At 47.5% G+C, this 6,007-nt stretch carries 3 protein-coding genes; all 3 read right to left on the reverse strand.

Going from position 1 to position 6,007, the window contains the following annotated elements; genetic code table 11:
• Window positions 1–57: 57 nt before the first annotated feature.
• On the reverse strand, window positions 58–516 hold the full coding sequence (locus NG833_RS29140) for an endonuclease domain-containing protein (RefSeq protein ID WP_254568763.1): 459 nt from the start codon (window positions 514–516) through the stop codon (window positions 58–60).
• Between the two features lie 365 nt (window positions 517–881).
• A complete protein-coding gene (locus NG833_RS29145; RefSeq protein WP_254568764.1) occupies window positions 882–1,724 on the reverse strand; it encodes a transglutaminase family protein in 843 nt (280 codons plus the stop codon).
• Window positions 1,725–2,421: 697 nt separating this feature from the next.
• A complete protein-coding gene (locus NG833_RS29150) occupies window positions 2,422–5,577 on the reverse strand; it encodes a tetratricopeptide repeat protein (RefSeq protein WP_254568765.1) in 3,156 nt (1,051 codons plus the stop codon).
• Window positions 5,578–6,007: the final 430 nt, after the last annotated feature.

A 6,007-nucleotide genomic window follows, 5' to 3' on the forward strand; every position in this document is an offset into this window, starting at 1 on the left:
GTTGGCTGATTCCCCTCCAAGGGAGGGGAATTTTGGGGCTGATTCCTGGAAACAGCCCTACCCTTCAGCAGAGGAATTTGTTGGCTGATTCCCCTCCAAGGGAGGGGTGTCCCGAAGGGACGGGGTGGTGTCTTGATTTGGACTAGCCAACACTGGATGACTTCGCAAAAAATCCATAACCCCTGCTAGATTCTTCTTTACATCATCATCTCGCAAATGAACAACTGTTAACCCTAAACCTATCAGAAAAGCATCCCGTTCGGCATCATATTCAGCCTTATCATCATGACTGCTACCGTCCACCTCAAGCACGAGCGCCTTTTCCGCGCAATAAAAATCAACAATATAATTACCGATGATTTTTTGGCGATCAAAATCTAAGCCTAAAAACTGTTTGCGTTTAATTTGATTCCATAGCAATACCTCCGCCAAGTTTCCGGAACGGCGCAAAGCTTTAGCCCGATCCTTCAGTGCTGGGTTATAGGGAAGAGACATATACTTTTGAGTATGGCGCATAGATAAATACCTGCTCACTAGCTAGAATTTACCACCCCGCCCCTTCGGGGCACCCCTCCAAAGGAGGGGAATTTTTGGGAATTTTTGGGAATTTTTGGGCTTATTCTCCTCTTATGTAGTAGGACTGTTTCATTCGCTTTATCTGGCCGGGGATACAGCCTTATTCCCCTCCCTTGGAGGGGTGTCCCGAAGGGACGGGGTGGTTTCTTTTCCTAAGTTTCAACTTAGGAAATCAGGCCAAAAGCCCTTGGACTCTAAAGCTTACGGGTTAAAGAAAATTTGACAAGGAAACAGCCCTACCCTTAAAAACGCCAATCGGCTTTTTAGAATTTTGCAAGAAGTCTACTCCTCCGACTCTATCACAATCAAGAAATAGAAATCGCCTCCGTAGTCAATGCCGGAACCTCTGAACTATTTTTATCAGGAATATGTTCAATAAAAATATCCATCTTATTCAAATTAATATCCCCGAAAATAGTCGCAAAGGCAACATCCGAAGCATCCCGTCCCGTTCCAATCCTCACGATGCCATTTTGAGGTGCTAACCTTGTGGCATCAAACAGATACCAACGTCCTCCCAAATATGCCTCAAAACAAGCATGAAAATCAGGCGGTTGTAACCCATAAGCATATCCTGCCACACATCGCGCTGGAATATTCAAGGCACGACAAAAGGCGATCGCCAAATGAGCAAAATCCCGACAAACCCCAATCCGTTCCGTTGCTGTATCAAATGCCGAAGTATGGGGATTGCTTGTCCCATACTCATAAATCACTTTTTCATAAATCCAATTACAAATCGCCGTCACCCGAGAATATCCGGTTGTCAAGTCTCCAAACTCAGAAAGGGCCAAATTACTCAGGCGATCGGATTCGCAATAGCGACTCGGATAAAGATAGTGGAACGTCTCGACGGGTAAATCTGCCGGTTGCACTTCAGCAATGGTATTGGCATCCCCATAAAAATGCGTCATTTCCACCGTTGCCTGATAGAAAACATTCAAATTTGTACCACCAGGGACATTCACGCGGAAATAGCGGTTTTCCACGATGGGGGTAACATATTCATCGATGCGAATATCCGGGTCGATGATTAATTGTTCTGTGAGGATTTTCTGACAATCGGTTTCGACAACGCGGATATTAAAGACAAAGGTACTCAGGGACTCAACATTATAATTGAGCGTACACCCTAGTTTGAATTTCATGAGTTTTAAAGCGGGGATTGGGTAGAGTTGGATTTAATTTTAGCATAATCGGGAGGGAGGCGATGGGGGGTTTGTGGGTTGGTGGCGACAACCGGCGGGGGTTCTAATAGCTAAAGTCGGTTAAAACCGACTGGGGGGATGATTTTTAATGGGTTGGTTTTTGGGATGGGATGGGGGATAAGGGTTTTTACAAATTTGCGGCAACCTGTTGACAAGGTTGGGAATTTTTGGTAGGTTGTTATTCTGGGAAAAGATGCGCCCCAAAAAAGGCATTTCCCGGCATCAAATTCGCTTCAATAGTTGGAATGCCAATCCAAAAATCTCGATATTTTAGTCGGTTTTAACCGACTTTAGCTATGAGGCGGGGGTTTGAACCCCCGCCGGTTGTCGCTGCGGAAATTAGGTGGGTTTTGCCGATGGTTATCCGGAATCAGGGTTTCTACAAATTTGCGGAAACCTGTTGACAAGGTTGGGGATTTTTGGTAAATTGTTATTGTGGGAGAAGGTGCGGCCAAAAAAAGGCATCCCCAGGCATCAAATTCCCCCCAATCTGCTGGAGGGGGTGTCAGATAGAGTGTTGGCAAATGAAATAAGTTGTGGCACTGACACCCCCTCCGGGATAAACTTACGCTGACGCACCCTCGCGGTTAATTGCTGCCGCATTTTTCTGGACAAACCGAACAATGATTCCCTCAAATTAAGAATTGCGCTTATCCCGCAACTCCTGGAGATTTTTTACCGTTTTCTTAGTATTCGGATGCTCATCACCAAGGACTTGGCGACAAATATTGAGCGCTTGCAGATAAAGCGGTTCCGCCTCGGCATACCGTCCCTGGGATTTGTAGAATAGTGCCAAATTATTGAGACTATTAGCAGTATCCGGATGCTCATCACTAAGGACTTTACGCCGAATATCCAGTGCTTCCTTGTAACGTTCTTCCGCCTCTGCATACCGTCCCTGGGAACGGTACAATGCGGCCAAACTATTGAGACTATTAGCAGTATGCGGATGCTCATCTCCGAAGACTTTGCGCTCAATATTCAACGCTTGCATAAAAAGCGGTTCCGCCTCTGCATACTTTTTCTGGGATTTGTACAATAGTGCCAAATTATGGAGACTGCTAGCAGCATCCGGATGCTCATCTCCGAGAACCTTGCGCCAAATATTCAGTGCCTGCAAGAAAAGCGGTTCTGCCTCAGCATACTGTCCCTGGTAATTGTACAACCCTGCCAAATTATTGAGACTCAACGCAGTATCCGGATGCTCATTTCCGAGGAGTTTGCGGCGAATATTTAGGTTTTGCAGTAAAAGCGGTTCCGCCTCTGCATATCGTCCCTGGGAAGTGTACAATCCGGCTAAGTTATTGAGACTATCAGCAGTATCCAAATGCTCATTTCCGAGGAGTTTGCACCGAATATTCAGCGCTTGTTTCCATAACGGTTCCGCTTTGCCATATTCTGCTTTCTTATAAAGCGTCATACCAATATTATTCAATCGCACCGCCAATTCCGGAGTTACCTCTGACTCCCCAACTTTGACATACGCATTATGACGTTCGGCATACTCATCTGCTGCTTGATGCTGTCCCATTTTTCGACATAATTCTGCCATTGCTTCTAAAACATCTAAAGTGTGGAAATGACTGGGACCAAATACCTGTTCTGCTGCGGTTAGCGCTTCTTGATATTCTGCCAAAGACTTCCGATATAAACGGGGTCCCATGCGAGCATGAATCCCCCCTAACATCATCAGACTCGTGATGGCGATCGCATGATTTTCTCCTCCGACTTCTATTGCTAACTGTCGCGCTTCTTTGCAGAGTTGTGCTGCATCATCGAGTTGGTTGTTGTAAATCTTTAATAATGCTGCGGTTTTCTTGACAGTTGCCAGGGGGATGGGGTTGAGATGGGGTTGGGATGTCAGGATTTCTAAGGCGCGATCGCAACAAAGTACCGCTTCTCGATATTCCCCACAGTCGCAGGCGATCGCCGCTAGGCGGTTGAGGACCTCTGCCACCTCTGGCGCATCTTTCCCTAACTGCTGTTGGCGCAACTGCCGCGATCGCACTGCCACCTTTTTGGCATCAAAGGTGCGACTGCCAGCAAGATACACCCCCGCTAGTTCATATTCCACTCGCGCCGCTTCTAAACTGTCCCCTAATCCCACTGCCGCATATTGCGCCTTGGCAGTTTCTAATTCCCTTAGCGCTTTCTCGGTTTCTGCCAACTCCACTAAGGAATATCCCAGCAGCATCTGTGCCTTGGCAGTGGTTGCGGTAACCGTTTCCCCCAACCGCTTCACTAGCGATCGCAACATCTCCACCACTTCCGAATGTTGATACTGTTCCTGGTGAGTCGGCATCTGCGCCAATACCCAGGCAATCGCCTCCTGGGAATCACTGCTGTCTATTGCTTGATCCAATGCCTCATCCAGCGCCAAGATTGCCGCTTGCGGGGTTTGCGCCTGGAGATACTCCTGCCGCAACTCCTTGTATAATCCCTGATGCAGCATTTGCCGTTGCGGTTGCGGTTGGGTTTCTAGCAAATATTGCCGCATCAGGGGATGTATCCGCCATTTCCCCTCTGCCACTGCTTCTATATAAGGAGAGGCAATCACTTCGGCAAACCGTCCCCGCCAAGTTTCCAGATGCTGCTGTTGCATCAGGCGATCGCACCTTGCCTGATCCCACTGACGGGGAATTGCCAAGATTTGCAGCATTCGCAGTTCCTCGGGGTCCCAGGTTGCTGCTTCTGTGGTGAGAAATTCCTCGGGTTTCCCGGCAAAATCCTCCACCTGCGGCGATCGCCTCTGTTGGATTTTCTGCCACCGCTTCACACACAGATGCATATAATAAGGTGTTCCCTGGCAAATCTCGGTGATGGTTGACAACAGGCGATCGCCGGTAATTCCCGCATGGGTTAAAACTTCCTGACTTTCTGCCTCGGTTAGCGGCAGGATGGGAAGACTCTCACCCCCCTCAATCCACTGCGGCAGTCGTCTTGCCACAATTACCCACAACACCCAAGGATTCGGTTCAGAAATCAGGGTTTCCAACCACTCCGGATGCAGCGACTGATCCGCCAATGCCTCATAGTCATCGATGAGAATCACCAGAGGTTTCTTCAGGCGATCGCAAGACTGCTGCAATCCCCTCGCCAATAATTTGGGTAAATATTCGACAATTTCATAGGCACTAACAAACTCTTTCATGGGTGGCAACTCTCGACACCCAATTTCTGTCCACCATCGCCATGCATCGGCATTTTTGAGGAAAAACCAGTTTAATTTCAGCAAAAAGGTAATCAACGGCATCCCATCCCTGGCGATTTCCTGCAATTCACCCCATAAATCTGGCAATAATTGCTGCATGGTTGCGCCAACTTCTGGCAATCCCATTTGCTGCAACAGTTTCTCTAATTCAATGCCAGCAAATGCTGATGCTAAATCTGCACCTGTGCTCAGGCGATCGGCGCGATCCATTCCTTTGGCATAGTTGGCGGGAGTAATATTCAGATAGGGAGATTTTTGGGACAAGTAATAGACTAAGGCAAAGTCAAAGGAACTGAAATCTTCTTTCCCTTCTCCCAATTGATGCCGTAACTCAATCAATGCTTGTTCATCGGTGGCAGGATTGCGGCGGCGAATTTCCATGCCATCAATATAGATGCAAGGAATTTGGGGTTTGATTTGCTTTGCGATCGCTTTTCCGACTCCCCAACGCAGGCGATCGCTTCCATAAAATACCAGCACATTCTGGGGTTGACTCCCTAGGCGAGATAGTCCCTGCTGTACTGCTTGGAGATACTGCTGCCGGGGAATCACAACATCTGGGGGAATGGGTGACGTTGCCATTGTTGATTGGGGGAGGTGGATTAGTTTAGTTTGTCTTGAGGGTGAGGAGGTGTTTTTTTTGGGCGCACCTTTTCCCATGATAAGAATTTAACAAAATCGGGAATTTTTGTCAAGGGGTTTGGTGCGGTAGGGGGGAAATTTTTATGGTGTTTTTTCACAAGTTTTCGGGCGATTCTCGAATCGCCGCTACAATAGACTTTTTGCAAAATTCTAAAAAGCCCCCCTTCTTAAGGGGGGTTGGGGGGATCTATCCGTTGTTTTGCACTATGTCTAATGATTGCGGATAATCTGACTGGCGATTCTCGAATCGCCGCTACAGAGATGGGGGTGTGTGGGTTGGATTGAAGGTTGTTTTAAGGGGGAAATGCCTTTTTTTTGTGCGCACATTTTCCCATGATAATAATTTAACAAAATCCGGAACCCTTGTCAA

It is taken from the genome of Oscillatoria sp. HE19RPO (genome assembly GCF_024220515.1).
In the GTDB taxonomy this organism is placed as follows: domain Bacteria; phylum Cyanobacteriota; class Cyanobacteriia; order Cyanobacteriales; family Laspinemataceae; genus Laspinema.